Genomic DNA, 15,929 nt, shown 5'->3' on the forward strand with positions numbered 1-15,929 from the left:
AGCCTGATAATCACGTCAGGTGATCAAATTCGGGCAGGTGAACTCATACGAAAGTATCAGTTTTTTAAGACAATTCTCAGCTAAGCTATTTTCATTGTTATAAGCAATACCGGGTAAGTACAGGCTCTTCTTCCAGAACATCGATGCTTGTTTTTTCTATTAAGGAAAACATCGTGCGCAACGTGATGATCCCTATTCTGAGTGCCTTGTTTCTTTTTCTGAGCGGCATTCTGATTATTAACTGGCAGCTATGGCAGATGGCGAAGGCTAATAATAGTCATACCGCCATGGCAAGCACCCAGAAAATAGAAAATATCCTGGCGGAAGCCGTCAGTGCGGCCAGCACGGCGAAGCGCGTTGCGGAGCAGGGGTGTACCAGCAGCGGACAGCTGGCGCTGGGGACAGAAGCCGCGCTAAAACCACATCTGCGCGCCATCATGATCCAGCAGCAGGGTAAAATCATCTGTACTTCCCTTCCCGGGAATGGCGTATTGATTGTGCATCCGGAGACGTTACCTGAACATAAATTGATGCTGCTGCCCGGCAATCGACTGGTGAACGGCGTCCCGGTGCTTGTCTCCCAGATGCCCATCGCGGGAGGGCGTGTCATCGTCAGCGTCAGTGATGCACATTTGCAGGACGTCATCGCGAACGCATCAAACGGCGTTGACCTGGGGTTGGTTGTCGGCAATAGCATGCTTGGGCGCAACGGTGATGTGACCGGCTGGAAAGCGGCCTCGTGGACGGGGTCACTTACGGCATCTACACAATTCCCCTTTAGTCTGGCCTGGCAACCGCCTGCCTTTTTTAGCCTGACGCGGCTGCTGCAACAGGGATGGAGCCTGATACTACTGATTCTCGTGCTATCGGTGGCGGTGGGCATTTTGATCCGCCGTTACAAGGGGAAAAGCACCTCATTTGAAGACGACTTACGTAAGGCCATTTTGCAGGGGGAGATCGTGCCGTATTACCAGCCGATCGTGAACGGTGATACCGGCGGGCTGTATGGCGTTGAAGTCCTGGCAAGATGGAAGCATCCAAAGTCAGGCTTTATTCCACCGGATGTCTTTATTCCGATTGCCGAACGTAGCGGTTTGATTATTCCGCTAACCAAAGGGTTGATGGCGAAAGTGGTGATGCAGCTTAAGCCGCTTTTGCCTAAGCTCCCGGACGGGTTTCATATCGGGGTGAACATCAGCGCCAGACACATCAATGCGCCATCCTTCATCGGTGATTGTCGCGTCTTCGGGAAGGGGTTTCAGGGTAAAGAAGTCAAACTGGTTCTCGAGGTGACCGAGCGTGAGCCGCTGATCGATAATCCTCACCTGGTGGAAAACCTTAACATGCTGCATAACGCCGGTTTTGTCATTGCACTGGATGATTTTGGTACCGGCTATTCAGGTCTTTCATGCCTTAATGCGCTTGCCATTGATTATATTAAAATTGATAAAAGCTTTGTGAACCGGGTTTCAGATGAAAAAGACTCAACGATCCTGCTGGACTGCGTCATTGACCTGGCGAAAAAACTCTCATTACGCATTGTGGCTGAAGGCGTAGAAACGAAAGCGCAGCTGGAGTATCTCAACCGTAATGAGATTACGCTGTTGCAGGGTTATTATTTTGGTAAGCCCGTCTCCTATATCGATTTTATTAAAGTCATTTTATCTAAGCCCCGGGAGACGGTAAGTTTGTGAAACGAAATTAAGACGAGCTTCTGTTGCATGCTTAAGTGCAATTCATTTTCCTCTTATCCTGAGCTTTGTTACAGTGACAAGAGTTGTCAGCCAGGGATGTCAGGCGTGATAAGGTGGAAAAGCTCGTGCATGTGAAAAATACTTTTTACACAACAACCATTACCGTCATCATTGTCTCATTGATCATCTCGCTGTCGCTTGCCGTCCAAATTGCCACGTCCAGACAGCAGTCAATCCAGCAAATTAATACCAGCGTCGCTAACCTGAGCCATACCCTTGATGTCTACACCGAGGGGATCATGCGCCAGAGTGAAATGTTAATTACTACCGTTTCCGACATAATCGAAATTTATGGTATGACCCCGCAGCAGGCGAACCATATTCAGCGGATGATAAATAATCAGGATAATCTCCTTACCCAGATTAATAATGTGGTTGTTTACGATGCTCAGGGCGATATCTTTACCGCGTTGCACGAAACTTTTACGGGCCCACGCAAAGGATCGGACAGGTCATTTTTTATCTATCACAAGGAAAATAAAAATCAGCAGATTTTTATTGGCGAGCCCGTAGTCAGCAGAACCAATGGTAAATGGGTTATCACCATTAGTCGGCGCCTTGAAACCCACACCGGGGCATTTAACGGTGTCGTGGTGGTGACCCTGGGTATCGAAAATTTTCTCGCGCTCTACGGGCAGATTAATATTGGTCACGCGGGCGTCATTGGCCTGACAACAGAGTCAGGCGTGCTGCTGGTCCGTTATCCTTTTAAAAATACCTATATTGGCACGATTGTTTCCGATTCACCGCTCTTCAGGAAATACCTCAAGGTACAAAATACCGGGATAGCCAGTTCCATTTCGCGGTTTGATAAAATCGAACGCATTTATGCCTATGAGAAAAACAGACGCTACGGGCTGGTCACCACCGTGGCCGTCAGCATTGATGAGGCCCTTGCGCCCTGGCGCAAGCAGGCGATTCAGCTGGCGGTACTCATTTTCGTGTTCACGGCGATACTCATCGTCGCGTCATACTTCCTGTATTCCGACTTATCCAGAAAAACCAGAGATAACAAGGCGCTGAAGATTATCGCCTCTGAGGATGCGCTGACCGGGCTTTACAACCGTCGCATTTTTGATGAAAAAATCCTCTCGGAAATCGCGCTTTGTGCCGCGCATGATGCACCGATTTCGATACTGATTGTGGACGTGGACTTCTTCAAAAAATACAACGATAACTACGGCCATCCGGAAGGGGACCGCTGTCTTGCGCTGCTGGGAAACAGTCTCAGGGAGAGTCTTACTCGTGGTAATCAGATCGTGGCGCGCTACGGCGGAGAGGAGTTTGCGCTGATATTACCTGATACGGACATCCAGGAAGCGCTTCGTCTGGCCCAGACGATTATTCGCAACGTGTTCTCGCTGCAAATCGCCCATGCCTTTAGCCCCTTCGGGCGGGTAACGGTCAGCGTCGGAATTTCTACCGCACGTGCCGTCGACATCGCGGGCAGCCAGCAGAATATCATTATCGCCGCTGACCAGGCGCTCTATCAGGCAAAACGCGCGGGACGTAACCGATACGCGTTTGTTGGGGTATGACAGGAGAAAAACCACATAGAGTGATGCTTATCACAAATTTCCTTTCTCAGATCCTGTGCTATTCTTTTTTGTGTCGTTGATTTAATGACAAAAACCATACAGAGAGGAAAGTTATGGGAATTTTATCCTGGATTATCTTTGGGCTTATTGCGGGTATTCTGGCGAAGTGGATCATGCCGGGCAAAGATGGCGGTGGGTTTATCGTCACCGTAATACTGGGTATTGTCGGTGCGGTAGTCGGCGGCTGGATCAGTACGCTGTTCGGTTTTGGCAAGGTCGATGGCTTTAACTTCGGCAGTTTCGCCGTCGCGGTGATCGGTGCGCTGGTTGTTCTGTTTATCTACAGAAAGATCAAAAGCTAAGTTCTGAAAGCGATGAAAAAGGCTGCCGGATGGCGGCCTTTTTACGTATCGGGTTTACCACCAGCCAAGCTGCGTGCCGGCAAACGCCGCAATGGCAACGATCAGCATAATGACGGTTGTCTTCCGCATTTATGCCCCCGGAGCCGCGTAGCCGCCGACAAAAAACCACGCTAAAAAAACCACCGCCGTTATAAATATAACGACCGGGAAAAGGATCCCTATTCTCATACCATCACCTGTTTCGGTTTCAATAACGCCGTAGAGTGTACGGGGTTAATCCATAGTGAGAAAGCGTGTTTTGCTTTTTCCTTTCTTATCCTGATACATCGCCACATCCGCGGCGCGTAACGCGCTGTCAGGATCGGTTGCGGCAGGGTCCACTTCGATAACGCCGAAGCTGGCGCCCGGATAAATAATATGAACGCTGCCCAGCCAGTATTCGCCGGCGATGCAGGCGCTGAGGCGCGTTTTGAGCAACGTAAGCTGCGCGTTATCCCCGTCCTGGTGGGGCTGACTCAGCGACGCGACCAGAAATTCATCCCCCCCCAGACGACCGATAATATCGTCCTGCTGTTTCTCTTCGGTCAAACGCTTGCCCACTTCTATCAGGAACTGGTCGCCAGCCTCGTGGCCGTAACGATCGTTAATCAGCTTGAAATCATCCAGATCGATAAATGCGATGATGGCGTTACGCTTCAGGTGCCGGGCCAGAGAAAAGAGGGTGGTCAGATCTTCAAAAATGGCGCGACGGTTGGGTAAACCGGTAAGGGCATCCGTATAGGAGTGCGCGATGAGGGCCGCATTGGCTTCGCGAAGCTGGGTCACCAGCGACTCTTTCTGAATGGACTGGGCAATCAGCCCGGCGAAGAGCTTCAGAACCTGTTCACCGCGCTCGCTCAGCGGCTTTCTGGCCGTGCTGGTGGCACAGAGCGTTCCGTAAAGTGAACCATCCGCAAGATGGACTGGAATACTCATGTAGGTGGTAATGCCAAGCGCTTTTGCAGCTTCACACTCGGGCCAGCGTTCGGGCACGTCATTGCTGAACATCGTGTCACTGTCCAGCGCGCGTTTGCACAGCGTCTCATCCCATGGGACGCTCAGCCCCTCCGGGATCGTCATCTGTTTGCTGTTGCGGGCATAGAGGATGTGCTGCAGCCGCGCCTCGATATCCACCTTCGTCAGGTAGGTCGACTCCATGTCGGTGACAATCTCCAGCATCTCCAGCAGCTGGCGAACGAGGCTTTCAAGGGATTGCTCGGTGGCAAGGGTTTCTGAAACGCGAGCGAGGATAAGATCCGACATGACGTAGAATGACTCCCAGGCAGAAGACGTCTGCATCTGCATGTTATGCTGAGTTTTTAGGCTTCTGGCATAGTAAAACATGAATACAGAAAATTTAATATATTCAGGGAGCGGACAGCAGGATAGAAAAAAAGCCCCGTTGTTGAGACCGGGGCAAAGACATCTTGATTACGGAATGATGTTCTCTGGTCATATCGAGAACATGCCACACTATAGTGCTGAAAAGTGCAGTTAAAATGGAGAAATCATGGAGAACGCGGCGATGACCCGTTACCCTTAGGCTGTCATGATGTCACAAGGATCAATGAGATGAGATTTCTGCTTCTGGCGCTGGCGCTTCCCCTGGCCGCCTGCACCGCAAAAACCACGCCACCCGATGCACCGAAACCGCCGCACGTTATTGGTATGGCGAACCCGGCCTCCGTCTACTGCCTGGAGAAAGGCGGGGAACAGATCCCGGTTCAAAGTCCGCAGGGCGTTCGCACCGAGTGCAAATTACCGGGCGGCGAAGTGATCGATGAATGGACGCTCTATCGCCGCGATCATCCGCAACCCACCAGGTGACAGACGGATACCGCCTGCGATACACTTCTCTTTAGGATTAATCTTAGCCAGTTTCTGGCGTTCGTTTCCGCGAGAGAAGTATGTTTCAGCTAAAACCGGGCAGCATGGCGATGATCGTGGGTGCCCGCACGGCGTCAGGCCGTCGAAATATTGGTAAATCTGTTGAGCTGTTTGGCCTGTGCCAGCCTGGCCTGCGCTTCGTTAACCCGGTCAACGGCGTGATGACGCAATTACCGACCACCGCCGATCGCGCGCTCTGGCTGGTGACGGGGGATGTCTACGCCTTCGATAACCAGCACGGCTTTGCGTTTGTCCGCGCCGAACATCTGATGCCGCTCACCCCCGATGAAGCGCCGCAAATCCTCGATGAGCTGGCGATCGGCTGATCACAGGTGGCGTAGCCAGTCGGCTAAGACCAGGGCGTGATTTTGCTCCGTGTTTTTGGCAGCAAAGAGCAGGGTGACGGTCTGCCTGTGCGCCAGCGTTGCCAGACGCACGCCCTCGTCAGCATGCTGCGCCAGCTCTTCCCGATAGGCCTGACTGAAGGCGGCGAAATCAATGGTTTCGCTATGAAAGGCCTTGCGTAGTTCAGTTGAGGGCGTGAGCGCTTTACACCATTCGTCATACGCGAGGTCCGTTTTCTTAACACCGCGCGGCCACAGCCTGTCCACCAGTACCCGATAGCCATCGTCAGGGCCTGCCTGTTCGTACACGCGTTTGCATTGAATCATGATTCCACCCTCCCAATTTAAGGTATTGTGATAATTGCAAAAGATCGGTAGTCTGAGGTTCCTTATGTTATCTGATAATACTCTGGCATAAGGAACCTTTCATGGAACACTTCCCGGTTAAAACGACGCTGCGCATTGCGCTGGTTGGCGATTACAATCCCAGTGTAATTGCGCATCAGGCGATCCCGCTGGCCATTGACGACGCCGCCGCAGTGCTTGACCTCACCGCCGATTACGACTGGCTTGCCACCACGGAGCTGACAAGCCCTGAAGATCTGGTGGGCTACGATGCCATCTGGCTGGTACCCGCCAGCCCCTATAAAAACACCGAGGCCGCTTTTATCGCCGCGCGCTATGCCCGTGAAAACAGCATCCCGTTCCTGGGCACCTGCGGCGGGTTCCAGCATGCGCTGATTGAGTATGCCCGAAACGTGCTGGGCTGGGCTGATGCGGCACACGCTGAGACGGATACCGAAGGCACCATGGTGATTGCGCCGCTGACCTGCTCGCTGGTGGAAAAAACCGATGCGATTGAACTGCGCAAAAATACGCTGATCGCCAAAGCGTACGGCAAGCCGGAAATTGAAGAGGGGTATCACTGTAACTATGGCGTGTCGCCGGCGTTTGCACAGGCGCTGGAAAGCGGTGATATGCATGTTACGGGCTGGGACGACCAGGGAGAAATTCGCGCCGCGGAGCTGGTCACGCACCCGTTCTTCGTGATCACCTTATTCCAGCATGAGCGTGGTGCGCTGGAAGGACGTCCGGTCGTGCTGGTGCAGGCGATGCTGCGCGCGGCCCGCGGTTAAAAAAGGCAGACCCGAGGGTCTGCCACACTGTTTAACGGGGCGCGATCTCCCGGTCTCGCCCGGCTAAGATGCCGCAGAGGGCCATTATCACCGCGGCCAGGGCGCAGCCCAGAAGCGGGATCCGCCAGTCTCCTGCGCTATCGTGAATTTTCCCCATCAGCGGAGGGCCGCAGGCGGCGAGCAGATAGCCAATCGACTGCGCCATGCCGGACAGCGCCGCAGCCTGGTGCGCGGAGCTGGCGCGCAGACCGATGAACGTCAGGCCGAGGATCATCGTTGCTCCTGTGCCAAAGCCAAACACCAGCGTCCACATCACCGCCATGCCTGGCATAAACCATAATCCCGCCGCGCTTATCGCGCACAGCAGCGCCACTGCGCCTGCAATGGCCCGCTGATCTTTCAGACGGTGGAGGATCAGCGGAACGGCAAGCCCCGGCACGGCCGTGGCCAGCTGCAGCAGACCGTGCACCGAGCCGGCCTGCGCTTCGCTGTAGCCGTGGCTCAGCAGTATCGCCGGCAGCCAGCCGATGATGACGTAGTAAATCAGCGAGTTAATCCCTAAAAAGAGCGTCACCTGCCAGGCGAGCGCCGAGCGCCAGATGGCGCGATTATGCAGCGCGCCAGCGCCCGTTACCGCTGCAACGTGTTTCTGACGCCACTGGGGTAACCAGAGCAGCAGCGCGACCAGCGGAAACGCCATCAGCATCAGCAGTGCACCATGCCAGCCCGCGTTCCCCTGCGCCAGGGGAACAATCATCGCTGATCCAAACGCCGCCGAGACGCCCATCGTCAGGGAATAAGCACCGGTGAGCTTCGCCACCTGGCCCGGAAAGTCACGCTTAATTAATCCGGGTAACAGCACATTTCCGAGCGCAATACCGCAGCCAATGACCGCCGTACCGATAAACAGCAGCGCGGCGGAAGGCAGAGAGCGAACCGCAATCCCGGCGCAAATCAGCAGCAGGGCGATAAACAGGCTGCGCTCCATGCCGATACGTCGGGCAATGCCTGCGGCGAGCGGCGAGACGAGGGCGAAAGCCAGCAGGGGCAGGGTGGTCAGCAGACCGGTTTGCGCCGTGCTTAAGCCATAATCAAGACGAATAGTGTCGAGCAGCGGCGCTGCGCCGGTAAAGGTGACGCGAAGCGTAGTGGCAATCATCAGGATGCCTGCAATTAACAGCGCGCCGTGTTTTCCTGAGGTGCGAATAGCAGTAGTCATTATGTTCTCATACGTTCAAGCGAGGGCACACAATACCGATTTTCTCAGCGGTTGAAATCAGGCTAAAATGACAGTTTATCGCTAATATCGGACAAACTGATGATTGGTCTGGGACTGGAGGGCTATGATCCTGATAGCCAGTACGATGCGGCCGTCGCATTTCGCATTCAGGTGGTGGCGGAGGAACAATATATTCCCCGGCATCATCACCGTAAGGGGCAGCTGATTCTGGCCCTTGGCGGCGCAATCACCTGCGAAGTGGAAAATGCGATGCTGATGGTTCCGCCTCAGTATGCCGTCTGGATCCCCGGCCAGATGCCGCACAGCAACAGGGCCACGCCGGGCGCGCAGCTCTGCTTTTTGTTTATTGAGCCGGGGGCGGCAAGCTTGCCCGAGCGCTGCTGTACCCTGAAAATCTCTCCTCTGGTGCGGGAGCTGATTTTATCCCTGGCGGAAAAATCGCGTGAGCAGCTTCCTCTTGCGACCACGTCGCGCCTGGTGGACGTCCTGTTTGACGAGCTGCCGCTCCAGCGACAGGAGCACCTGCAGCTGCCCGTCTCGCCCCATCCTAAAATTCGACTGATGAGCGAGAAGATGGCGGAAGAGCCCGCCGCCTGGCAGACGCTGGCGCAGTGGGCGAGCCATTTTGCCATGAGCGAACGCAGCCTGGCGCGGCTGGTGGTGAAAGAGACCGGTTTAAGCTTTCGCCGCTGGCGTCACCAGCTGCAGCTGATCGTGGCGTTACAGCATTTGATTAGTGGGAAATCGGTACAGCAGGTGGCCCAGTCACTGGGCTATGACTCGACCACCGCGTTTATCACCATGTTCAGAAAGGGACTGGGCCAGACGCCGGCGCGTTATATGGCCAGCCTGACTACGACTTCCCGATAAACAGCGAGACAAGGCCTGCCGCAATCAGCGGGCCGACCGGCACGCCGCGGAAGAGCGCCACGCCCAGCACGGTGCCCACCAGCAGACCTGCCACCAGCGAGGGCTGGCTGCTCATTAGCGTGACGCCGCGTCCGCCCAGCCACGACACAAAAATCCCCACCGCGATCGCCACCAGCGATTTCCAGTTTACGAACGAGTGCAGCAGGGTTGATGCAGGAAGCGTACCGCTGGCGATGGGCGCCATTACCCCGATGGTTAAAATGATTATCCCGATGGTGAGGCCTTGTTTTTCTATCCACGGGAAAAAGGTATTTAGCGGGGTCACGCGAACAATAATAAGCACCAGAATCGAGATGGCGACCGTGGTGTTATGGCTGACAAAGCCGAGCGCGGCGAGTGCCAGAAGAATGAGCAGAGTAGGGTCAAACATAGGGAATCCTTGCCAGAATAATTAACCTGCTTACTGTACGCGCAAACGCGACGCAGGACAGTTTTAAAAAGATTTTATTGTTGTCATAACCTTGTCATTTACGCGGATTAAAACGGAGGCAGATATCGCAAAAGGGGTCGCCATCATGAACGATCACATGTTTGTGGAAACGCTGATTATCTCCTCATCGTTTTTCGCTATTGCCGTTATTCTCGTTGCCTCCGTGCTGTTTCTGGAACGAAAAGGCTGACAGGGCGTCAGCCATTGTAGTTACGCTTTATGGAAAGTTACCAGCTCAGGACGGGCGATGCGCAGGTAATCCTGGGTATCCATAATCACGGATTTCTCCAGCAGGCCAGCGTTAAACGCGATTTCGTCAAAACGCTCGAACAGCAGCGGGTCGGCAACCAGCGCCAAATCAGGATGGAAGCTAAAGGGCGGGATAGCGCCGAAAACGCAGGCGGTCAGGGTATCGACCTCGGCCGGGCTGGCGAGGGAGGCCTTTAGCCCGCCAAAATGACTGGCAAGCTGGCTCAGGTCAGCCTGCAGATCGGCGGCGAGGATCGCCAGAACGTGTTTTTTTACGCCGTTTCCCTTCACCTTGCAGACCAGGGCTTTGGCGCCTTGCCGCAGATCGGTTCCGCGAATTTCACTTACCGCTTCACATTTCCCGACCGCCTCGTGCTCCATGACGCGAAACCGCGCGCCCTGCTCGGTGAGTAAGGTAATCAGTTGCTGGTGGGTTCCTGCCCCAATAACGTCGTCAGTCATAACGATTTCCCGGTGATAATCCAGTATGCAGCGTTCTACATTAGCACGGGATGAACGGGGTCGAAAGAAAACAGCCAGCGCTTTCGCTGGCTGTTTGATTATGCGTTGCTGGTAGAAGATTGCTTGTGGAACAGCTCCCTGAACACCGGATAAATATCATCCTGGTCACGGATATGCTGCATGGCAAAATTATCAAACATCGATTGCAGATGTTCATACTCCCGCCACAGGGTCTGGTGTGCACGGCGGGTGATTTCGATATAGCTGTAGTAACGCACCACCGGCAGAATTTTCTTCGCCAGGATCTCGTGACACAGCGGTGAGTCGTCGGCCCAGTTATCGCCGTCCGACGCCTGCGCGGCATAAATATTCCACTGCGACGGGTCGTAACGCTCTTTCACCACTTCATCCATCAGCTTCAGGGCGCTTGAGACGATGGTCCCGCCGGTCTCCTGCGAGTAGAAGAACTCATGCTCATCCACCTCTTTCGCCTGAGTGTGGTGGCGGATATAGACCACCTCCACGTTCTTATAGGTTCTGCTCAGGAACAGATAGAGCAGAATATAAAAACGCTTCGCCATATCCTTGGTTGCCTGATCCATCGAGCCGGACACGTCCATCAGACAGAACATCACCGCCTGGCTGGAGGGCTCAGGGCGTTTTTCGTAGTTCTTGTAGCGCAGGTCAAAGGTGTCGATAAACGGTACCCGTTCTATCTTCGCCCTCAGTTCTGCAATCTCTTTACGCAGGCGCTCCTCTTCCAGCAGTTGCGCCGGTTCCGTGTTTTCCACGACCTTCAGGTTGCTCTCGAGCTCGCGCAGTTCGCGACGTTTGCCTGCCGTCATGGCCGTGCGTCGCGCCAGCGAATTCTGCAACGAACGCACAACGCTGATGTTGGCGGGTACGCCGTTGGCGGTATAGCCCGCGCGGTGGGTTTTATATTCATTAAGCTGACGATGCTGATTCTTTTTCAGATTCGGCAGCGCCAGGTCTTCAAACAGCAGGTCGAGATATTCATCTTTCGAAATCTGGAAGACAAATTCGTCCTGGCCTTCACCGTCCTGGCTGGCCTGTCCCTGACCGCTTCCTGAACCACCTCCGCCGCCCTGAGGGCGCTCAATTCTGTCGTTCTGAACGAAGTGGTCATTACCTGGGTGTACGCGATGGCGCAGGCCACCTCGCCCCTGATGAAACATCGGTTCGCTGATGTCATCGGTGGGGATGGAGACAGACTCGCCGCTGTCGACGTCGGTCACCGAGCGTTTGTTGATGGCCTCGGAGATAGACTGTTTAATTTGCGCTTTATAACGACGCAAGAAGCGCTGGCGGTTCACCGTGCTCTTGTTTTTGCCGTTAAGACGCCGGTCAATAAACCAGGTCATATACCCCCCGTACTGCATTTGCCAACTTGCATTTTGTAGGCCCGGCAGGCGCTAAACGCCGCCGGGCACTTGTTTTAAGACGATTTACGCACGCGCAGGTACCATTCGCAGAGCAGGCGGACCTGTTTGCGGGTGTAGCCTTTTTCCATCATACGGTCGACAAAATCGTCGTGTTTTTTCTGTTCATCGGTTGAGGTTTTGGCGTTAAACGAGATCACCGGCAGCAGCTCTTCGGTATTGGAGAACATTTTCTTCTCAATGACCGTGCGCAGTTTCTCGTAGCTGGTCCAGTTCGGATTGCGCCCGTTGTTATGCGCTCTGGCGCGCAGGACGAAGTTCACAATCTCGTTACGGAAGTCTTTCGGGTTGCTGATCCCGGCAGGCTTCTCGATTTTTTCCAGCTCCGCGTTCAGGGATTCACGGTCAAACAGCTGGCCGGTATCCGGGTCGCGGTACTCCTGATCCTGGATCCAGAAGTCAGCGTAGGTGACATAACGGTCGAAAATGTTCTGCCCGTACTCTGAATAGGATTCCAGGTAGGCCGTCTGGATTTCTTTGCCAATGAACTCGGCGTATTTCGGGATCAGGTAACCTTTGAGGAACTCAAGGTAGCGTTCAGCCTGCTCCTGCGGGAACTGCTCGCGCTCGATTTGCTGTTCCAGCACGTAGAACAGATGAACCGGGTTGGCCGCCACTTCCGCATGGTCGAAGTTAAAGACGCGGGAGAGGATCTTAAACGCGAAGCGCGTGGACAGACCGTTCATCCCCTCATCAACCCCGGCATAGTCGCGGTATTCCTGATACGACTTCGCTTTCGGGTCGGTATCTTTCAGGCTCTCACCGTCATAGACGCGCATTTTCGAATAGATGCTGGAGTTTTCCGGCTCTTTCAGACGCGAAAGGATGGAGAAGCGTGACAGCGTTTCCAGCGTGCCGGGCGCGCAGGGGGCATGCACCAGCTCACTGTGGTTAAGCAGTTTCTCGTAAATTTTGATCTCTTCGGAGATCCGCAGGCAATAAGGCACCTTGACGATGTACACGCGGTCAAGGAAGGCCTCATTGTTTTTGTTATTACGGAAGGTCACCCATTCAGATTCGTTCGAGTGGGCGAGAATAATCCCGTTAAACGGCAGGGCGGAGATACCTTCCGTCCCGTTGTAGTTGCCTTCCTGAGTCGCCGTCAGCAGCGGATGCAGCACCTTGATTGGTGCTTTAAACATCTCGACGAACTCCATAATCCCCTGGTTCGCGCGGCACAGCGCGCCCGAGTAACCGTAGGCATCCGGATCGTTTTGCGCGAAGTTTTCCAGCTTGCGGATGTCGACTTTACCCACCAGCGCCGAGATGTCCTGGTTGTTCTCATCGCCAGGTTCCGTTTTGGCGATGGCGATCTGTTCAAGGATAGACGGCCAGACTTTCACCACGCGGAATTTGGTGATATCGCCACCAAACTCGTGCAGGCGTTTTGCCGCCCACGGCGACATGATGGTGCCGAGATAGCGACGCGGGATGCCATACTCTTTGTCCAGAATCTGCGCATCTTCCTGCGGATTGAACAGGCACAGCGGATGGTCGTTCACCGGGCTGCGTTCACCGTTGGCGCTCAGCACATAGATAGGCACGCGCTGCATCAGCGACTTCAGGCGTTCCGCCAGCGAGGATTTACCGCCGCCCACGGGGCCGAGTAAATAGAGGATCTGTTTCTTCTCTTCCAGACCCTGAGCGGCATGCTTCAGATAGGAGACAATCTGTTCGATGGCATCTTCCATACCATAGAACTCTTCAAACGCCGGATATCGGGCGACCACCCGATTCGAAAAGAGACGGGAAAGCCGAGGCTCCAGGGCAGTGTCAACCATGTTTGGCTCACCAATAGCCATCAATAGCCGTTCTGCCGCATTGGCATAGGCACTGCGATCTTGCCGACAGATGGTAAGAAACTCCTGCAGTGTGAACTCTTCGTCCTTGGCAGCTTCATAGCGCTGGCGATAGTGATCGAATATATTCATGGCATGCCGTCCTTTCGTTTTTTAGCACAGGATAAGAGCCGTTCGTATGAGTAGTGGAGGCTCCCGGAAGAGAATCTCTCGCACCTCACTGCCAGAGCAGCAACCTGTGTGCCAGGTCAGACGCTAAGAACCGCAGGTGTTCAGGAAAACTCTTCTTAAATTAAAGCGTAGATGGCATTTGCAAAACTTGCATGCCCAGAAAATCTACTTTCAATGACATATCAATAACTCATCCAAAAATTTCCACTGTCGTTATAAGACAAATGCACGTTTTTCATTCAGCGGTCATATAAATGAAAGCAGGCTGTCATCTGATAAGTTAAAAATAATGGGTTAATCAGGCTGATTAGCAGGCAAAAAATTTTGGGATGTACGGGAATGGCGGTTACACTTCATCCGCTGATTATTTGACTACAGGAAAGAATGGATTGTGACCAAACTCAAACTTCTGGCATTAGGCATCCTTGCCGCGACCACTGTGAACACCGCACAGGCGGAAAGTCAGTGGACGGTTGGCGCGGGTGTTGGCGTCATTAACAGCCCGTACAAACAGTATGACCGTGACGTTTATCCTGTTCCCGTTATCACCTATGAAGGCGATAACGTCTGGTTCCGCGGGCTCGGCGGCGGCTACTATCTCTGGAACGATACGGCCGATAAGCTCTCCATCATGGCCTACTATGATCCGACGCACTTCAAGCCGGGTGACAGCGACAGCCACGCGCTTCGCCAGCTCGACAAGCGCAAAAGCTCGATGATGGCCGGCCTCTCATACGTGCATAACACCCAGTATGGCTTCCTGCGTACGGCCCTGGCAGGCGATACGCTCGATAACAGCAACGGCTTTATCTGGGACCTGGCGTGGCTGTACCGCTATACCAACGGTGGGCTGACCCTGACGCCGGGTATTGGTGTGCAGTACAACAGCGAGAACTACAACGACTACTACTATGGCGTGTCTAAAAACGAGTCCCGCCGCAGTGGTCTGAAGAGCTACAGCGCGGATGACGGCTGGGATCCGTACCTGGAGCTGACCGCGAGCTATAACTTCCTCGGCGACTGGAGCGTGTACGGTACCGGCCGCTATGAGCGTCTGAGCGACGAAGTGAAGGATAGCCCGATGGTCGACAAGTCCTGGGCAGGTATTTTCTCTGTCGGCGTGAGCTACAAGTTCTGATTGCGCACTAATATCGTGCAAGTGATGCATTAAAACGGGGCGCGCGCGCCCCGTTTGCTTTGATGTGGTGCAGTAAGATTATCGCTTAACAATGCGAATCGTCTGCCCTAAACGAGACGGTTTTTCGTCGCTCGCTTTTTGCGGGGTGCTCACGCAGGCGGTTTCCACGCAGACAAACGTTTTATACCCTTCATCCGTCATGTCGGCCATGCTGACGGACAGCGCCGGGCCCGGGTTCCAGCCCACCACGTCGCTGTGATGATGATGGACCACTTCAATTCCGCGGTTCAGCGCGCCGTCGTGGATCACGCTGCACGCTTCCGGGTGCAGGTAGACGCGGTCGGTACGGTCAGGGAATGTCTGTATACCGTCGCTCAGTTTACCTTCTTTGGCGTTATCCACTTTGTCGATAAAGGTATCGCCAAGACCGCTCACCTTCACTGCGCCGATATCACCTACGTTGAAGTAGGTGTGCAGGGCTGCGGTGGTTTCAAACTCACCGTGGGCTTCCAGTTCGATTTCACAGGTTTTACCCAGCTTAAAGCGGGCATACAGGGTGAAATCGTGCGGCCACAGGGCGCGGGTTTCATCATTAGCCTTCAGCTCAAAGGTCAGCACGGCGCCGTTGTCATCTTCGTTGTGCGCTTTCAGGGTCCACTGCTGGTTACGGGCAAAACCGTGAGACGGTAAACCCGGCTGTGCGGACGGGCCGAACCATGGCCAGCAGATCGGCACGCCACCCCGGATCGCTGCCCCTTTTTTGAAGGAGGTCGCATCGCTCAGCCACAAACCTTCGGCTTCACCTTCCGGTTTCCAGGAGAGCAGGTGGGCGCCGTTCAGCGCCACGGAGGCTTTAACGCGCGGATGGTCAACGACGATAACGTCGGCACCGTCAATCTGACGGCGGGAGAGCACAGGGGTAAGCTGTTCGACTACCGGAAGTGCAAAAATTTTATTAATCATTAAGCAATCCTCTGTCTTATAAATAAA

General features: G+C 54.2%; 18 protein-coding genes. 9 read left to right on the forward strand and 9 right to left on the reverse strand.

Features of this window, described 5'->3' with window-relative positions:
* Positions 1–173 precede the first annotated feature (173 nt).
* The 3 genes from GXP72_RS08980 to GXP72_RS08990 all read left to right on the forward strand — a co-directional run bounded on the left by GXP72_RS08980 (position 174) and on the right by GXP72_RS08990 (position 3,654).
* Positions 174–1,694: an EAL domain-containing protein gene (locus GXP72_RS08980; RefSeq protein WP_208763772.1), complete on the forward strand. Its 1,521-nt coding sequence runs from the start codon at positions 174–176 to the stop codon at positions 1,692–1,694.
* Between the two features lie 125 nt (positions 1,695–1,819).
* Positions 1,820–3,292, forward strand: a complete 1,473-nt coding sequence (locus GXP72_RS08985) for a sensor domain-containing diguanylate cyclase (RefSeq protein ID WP_208763908.1) — start codon at positions 1,820–1,822, stop codon at positions 3,290–3,292.
* A 113-nt stretch (positions 3,293–3,405) separates the two neighbouring features.
* Positions 3,406–3,654 carry a GlsB/YeaQ/YmgE family stress response membrane protein gene (locus tag GXP72_RS08990; RefSeq protein ID WP_008500746.1) on the forward strand — a complete coding sequence of 83 codons (249 nt, stop codon included), beginning with the start codon at positions 3,406–3,408 and terminating at the stop codon, positions 3,652–3,654.
* 129 nt (positions 3,655–3,783) lie between these two features.
* Here the strand turns inward: GXP72_RS08990 and GXP72_RS08995 are convergent, their stop codons facing one another.
* Both GXP72_RS08995 and GXP72_RS09000 read right to left on the reverse strand, forming a co-directional pair.
* On the reverse strand, positions 3,784–3,882 hold the full coding sequence (locus GXP72_RS08995; RefSeq protein WP_014883431.1) for a YoaK family small membrane protein: 99 nt from the start codon (positions 3,880–3,882) through the stop codon (positions 3,784–3,786).
* Between the two features lie 45 nt (positions 3,883–3,927).
* Entirely contained in the window at positions 3,928–4,956 is a 1,029-nt protein-coding gene (locus GXP72_RS09000) for a sensor domain-containing diguanylate cyclase (protein WP_048990801.1), read from the reverse strand.
* A gap of 309 nt (positions 4,957–5,265) precedes the next feature.
* Here GXP72_RS09000 and GXP72_RS09005 point away from each other — a divergent pair, with 309 nt between their 5' ends.
* Both GXP72_RS09005 and GXP72_RS09010 read left to right on the forward strand, forming a co-directional pair.
* Positions 5,266–5,520 carry a DUF333 domain-containing protein gene (locus tag GXP72_RS09005; RefSeq protein ID WP_024908585.1) on the forward strand — a complete coding sequence of 85 codons (255 nt, stop codon included), beginning with the start codon at positions 5,266–5,268 and terminating at the stop codon, positions 5,518–5,520.
* Positions 5,521–5,600: 80 nt separating this feature from the next.
* Positions 5,601–5,906, forward strand: coding sequence for a periplasmic protein (locus tag GXP72_RS09010; RefSeq protein WP_032650897.1), 306 nt, complete (start codon positions 5,601–5,603; stop codon positions 5,904–5,906).
* Here the strand turns inward: GXP72_RS09010 and GXP72_RS09015 are convergent, their stop codons facing one another.
* Positions 5,907–6,251, reverse strand: a complete 345-nt coding sequence (locus GXP72_RS09015) for a DUF488 domain-containing protein (protein ID WP_032650899.1) — start codon at positions 6,249–6,251, stop codon at positions 5,907–5,909. It lies immediately after the preceding gene.
* Between the two features lie 101 nt (positions 6,252–6,352).
* On the opposite strand from GXP72_RS09015, the gene GXP72_RS09020 reads away from it, so the two are divergent.
* Complete coding sequence (locus GXP72_RS09020; RefSeq protein WP_208763773.1) at positions 6,353–7,060, forward strand: CTP synthase; 708 nt, start codon at positions 6,353–6,355, stop codon at positions 7,058–7,060.
* Between the two features lie 31 nt (positions 7,061–7,091).
* Here the strand turns inward: GXP72_RS09020 and GXP72_RS09025 are convergent, their stop codons facing one another.
* On the reverse strand, positions 7,092–8,279 hold the full coding sequence (locus tag GXP72_RS09025; RefSeq protein WP_208763774.1) for a CynX/NimT family MFS transporter: 1,188 nt from the start codon (positions 8,277–8,279) through the stop codon (positions 7,092–7,094).
* A gap of 99 nt (positions 8,280–8,378) precedes the next feature.
* On the opposite strand from GXP72_RS09025, the gene GXP72_RS09030 reads away from it, so the two are divergent.
* A complete protein-coding gene (locus tag GXP72_RS09030) occupies positions 8,379–9,170 on the forward strand; it encodes a helix-turn-helix transcriptional regulator (RefSeq protein ID WP_048990780.1) in 792 nt (263 codons plus the stop codon).
* On the opposite strand, the gene GXP72_RS09035 is transcribed toward GXP72_RS09030, so the two are convergent.
* Complete coding sequence (locus tag GXP72_RS09035) at positions 9,154–9,600, reverse strand: DUF441 domain-containing protein (protein ID WP_024908579.1); 447 nt, start codon at positions 9,598–9,600, stop codon at positions 9,154–9,156. The two genes, GXP72_RS09030 and GXP72_RS09035, sit on opposite strands and share 17 nt — an antisense overlap.
* Positions 9,601–9,745: 145 nt before the next feature.
* Here GXP72_RS09035 and yoaI point away from each other — a divergent pair, with 145 nt between their 5' ends.
* Positions 9,746–9,850 (forward strand): small membrane protein YoaI, encoded by a 105-nt coding sequence (yoaI, locus tag GXP72_RS09040; protein WP_010430055.1) that lies wholly within the window; start codon positions 9,746–9,748, stop codon positions 9,848–9,850.
* Between the two features lie 20 nt (positions 9,851–9,870).
* On the opposite strand, the gene GXP72_RS09045 is transcribed toward yoaI, so the two are convergent.
* From GXP72_RS09045 to yeaG, 3 genes are all read right to left on the reverse strand, one after another.
* On the reverse strand, positions 9,871–10,371 hold the full coding sequence (locus tag GXP72_RS09045) for a YbaK/prolyl-tRNA synthetase associated domain-containing protein (RefSeq protein ID WP_047651996.1): 501 nt from the start codon (positions 10,369–10,371) through the stop codon (positions 9,871–9,873).
* A gap of 98 nt (positions 10,372–10,469) precedes the next feature.
* On the reverse strand, positions 10,470–11,753 hold the full coding sequence (locus GXP72_RS09050) for a YeaH/YhbH family protein (protein ID WP_148769065.1): 1,284 nt from the start codon (positions 11,751–11,753) through the stop codon (positions 10,470–10,472).
* Between the two features lie 74 nt (positions 11,754–11,827).
* The gene (gene yeaG, locus GXP72_RS09055) at positions 11,828–13,762 is read right to left on the reverse strand and encodes a protein kinase YeaG (protein ID WP_008500713.1); all 1,935 of its coding nucleotides are present in this window, start codon (positions 13,760–13,762) and stop codon (positions 11,828–11,830) included.
* A 430-nt stretch (positions 13,763–14,192) separates the two neighbouring features.
* Between yeaG and GXP72_RS09060 the strand changes: the two genes are divergently transcribed.
* Positions 14,193–14,939: a MipA/OmpV family protein gene (locus GXP72_RS09060; RefSeq protein ID WP_157188968.1), complete on the forward strand. Its 747-nt coding sequence runs from the start codon at positions 14,193–14,195 to the stop codon at positions 14,937–14,939.
* Positions 14,940–15,017: 78 nt separating this feature from the next.
* On the opposite strand, the gene GXP72_RS09065 is transcribed toward GXP72_RS09060, so the two are convergent.
* Positions 15,018–15,902 carry a D-hexose-6-phosphate mutarotase gene (locus GXP72_RS09065; protein WP_208763775.1) on the reverse strand — a complete coding sequence of 295 codons (885 nt, stop codon included), beginning with the start codon at positions 15,900–15,902 and terminating at the stop codon, positions 15,018–15,020.
* Positions 15,903–15,929: the final 27 nt, after the last annotated feature.

It is taken from the genome of Enterobacter sp. SES19 (assembly GCF_011765665.1).
Classification (GTDB): Bacteria; Pseudomonadota; Gammaproteobacteria; order Enterobacterales; family Enterobacteriaceae; genus Enterobacter; species Enterobacter pseudoroggenkampii.

What these genes read in the sequence shown, in the direction of transcription:
- GXP72_RS08990 (WP_008500746.1), top strand. Translation starts at nt 3,406, where the DNA reads ATGGGAATTTTATCCTGGATTATCTTTGGGCTTATTGCGGGTATTCTG.
- GXP72_RS08995 (WP_014883431.1), bottom strand. Translation starts at nt 3,882, where the DNA reads ATGAGAATAGGGATCCTTTTCCCGGTCGTTATATTTATAACGGCGGTG.
- GXP72_RS09000 (WP_048990801.1), bottom strand. Translation starts at nt 4,956, where the DNA reads ATGTCGGATCTTATCCTCGCTCGCGTTTCAGAAACCCTTGCCACCGAG.
- GXP72_RS09005 (WP_024908585.1), top strand. Translation starts at nt 5,266, where the DNA reads ATGAGATTTCTGCTTCTGGCGCTGGCGCTTCCCCTGGCCGCCTGCACC.
- GXP72_RS09010 (WP_032650897.1), top strand. Translation starts at nt 5,601, where the DNA reads ATGTTTCAGCTAAAACCGGGCAGCATGGCGATGATCGTGGGTGCCCGC.
- GXP72_RS09015 (WP_032650899.1), bottom strand. Translation starts at nt 6,251, where the DNA reads ATGATTCAATGCAAACGCGTGTACGAACAGGCAGGCCCTGACGATGGC.
- GXP72_RS09020 (WP_208763773.1), top strand. Translation starts at nt 6,353, where the DNA reads ATGGAACACTTCCCGGTTAAAACGACGCTGCGCATTGCGCTGGTTGGC.
- GXP72_RS09025 (WP_208763774.1), bottom strand. Translation starts at nt 8,279, where the DNA reads ATGACTACTGCTATTCGCACCTCAGGAAAACACGGCGCGCTGTTAATT.
- GXP72_RS09030 (WP_048990780.1), top strand. Translation starts at nt 8,379, where the DNA reads ATGATTGGTCTGGGACTGGAGGGCTATGATCCTGATAGCCAGTACGAT.
- GXP72_RS09035 (WP_024908579.1), bottom strand. Translation starts at nt 9,600, where the DNA reads ATGTTTGACCCTACTCTGCTCATTCTTCTGGCACTCGCCGCGCTCGGC.
- yoaI (WP_010430055.1), top strand. Translation starts at nt 9,746, where the DNA reads ATGAACGATCACATGTTTGTGGAAACGCTGATTATCTCCTCATCGTTT.
- GXP72_RS09045 (WP_047651996.1), bottom strand. Translation starts at nt 10,371, where the DNA reads ATGACTGACGACGTTATTGGGGCAGGAACCCACCAGCAACTGATTACC.
- GXP72_RS09050 (WP_148769065.1), bottom strand. Translation starts at nt 11,753, where the DNA reads ATGACCTGGTTTATTGACCGGCGTCTTAACGGCAAAAACAAGAGCACG.
- yeaG (WP_008500713.1), bottom strand. Translation starts at nt 13,762, where the DNA reads ATGAATATATTCGATCACTATCGCCAGCGCTATGAAGCTGCCAAGGAC.
- GXP72_RS09065 (WP_208763775.1), bottom strand. Translation starts at nt 15,902, where the DNA reads ATGATTAATAAAATTTTTGCACTTCCGGTAGTCGAACAGCTTACCCCT.